General features: G+C 72.0%; 2 protein-coding genes. One reads left to right on the top strand and one right to left on the bottom strand.

Annotated features, from left to right (window positions below; genetic code table 11):
• The coding region (locus K206_RS0136855) for a 2-oxoadipate dioxygenase/decarboxylase family protein (protein ID WP_020207190.1) at positions 1-467 on the top strand (467 nt) is incomplete at its 5' end.
• A 16-nt stretch (positions 468-483) separates the two neighbouring features.
• On the opposite strand, the gene K206_RS0136850 is transcribed toward K206_RS0136855, so the two are convergent.
• On the bottom strand, positions 484-950 hold a 467-nt coding region (locus K206_RS0136850), incomplete at its 5' end, for a 2-oxoadipate dioxygenase/decarboxylase family protein (RefSeq protein ID WP_020207190.1).

The following is a 950-nucleotide window of genomic DNA, read 5'->3' as shown; positions in this document are numbered from 1 at the left end:
TGCCGCTGGCCGACGCCGCGCGCCTGGTGCCGCAACTGGCCGCCTGCTTCGAGCGCCACCACGCCGCGCCGGCGCTGGCCGACTACGAGCTGCTGCTCAAGGAATCGGCCGAGATGGCCTGGATCTCCACCGAGGGCAACGCCTTCAACCACGCCACCGACCGCGTGGCCGACGTGCGCGCCGTGGCCGACGCGCAGCGCGGCCTGGGCCGCCCGATCAAGGACACGGTGGAAGTCTCGCGCTCGGGCCGCGTGCTGCAGACCGCGTTCAAGGCCGATCCGGTCGAGCGCGGTTTCGTCGGCGCGGACGGCGCCATCGTGAAGCGCACCGTGCCGGGCTCGTTCTACGAGTTCATCACGCGCGACTTCGTGCCCGCCACCGAAGGCACCGCCGGCACGCTGGACCTGTCCTTCGATGCCGGCAACGCGCAGGGCATCTTCAAGATGACCGCGGCCTCGGCCTGCTGAAGCCGGCGCGCCGGCTTCAGCAGGCCGAGGCCGCGGTCATCTTGAAGATGCCCTGCGCGTTGCCGGCATCGAAGGACAGGTCCAGCGTGCCGGCGGTGCCTTCGGTGGCGGGCACGAAGTCGCGCGTGATGAACTCGTAGAACGAGCCCGGCACGGTGCGCTTCACGATGGCGCCGTCCGCGCCGACGAAACCGCGCTCGACCGGATCGGCCTTGAACGCGGTCTGCAGCACGCGGCCCGAGCGCGAGACTTCCACCGTGTCCTTGATCGGGCGGCCCAGGCCGCGCTGCGCGTCGGCCACGGCGCGCACGTCGGCCACGCGGTCGGTGGCGTGGTTGAAGGCGTTGCCCTCGGTGGAGATCCAGGCCATCTCGGCCGATTCCTTGAGCAGCAGCTCGTAGTCGGCCAGCGCCGGCGCGGCGTGGTGGCGCTCGAAGCAGGCGGCCAGTTGCGGCACCAGGCGCGCGGCGTCGGCCAGCGGCA

It is taken from the genome of Cupriavidus sp. WS (assembly GCF_000395345.1).
GTDB lineage: Bacteria > Pseudomonadota > Gammaproteobacteria > Burkholderiales > Burkholderiaceae > Cupriavidus > Cupriavidus basilensis_B.
The sequence above is the reverse complement of the archived record's forward strand: the minus strand, read 5'-3'. Positions and strand labels throughout refer to the sequence as shown.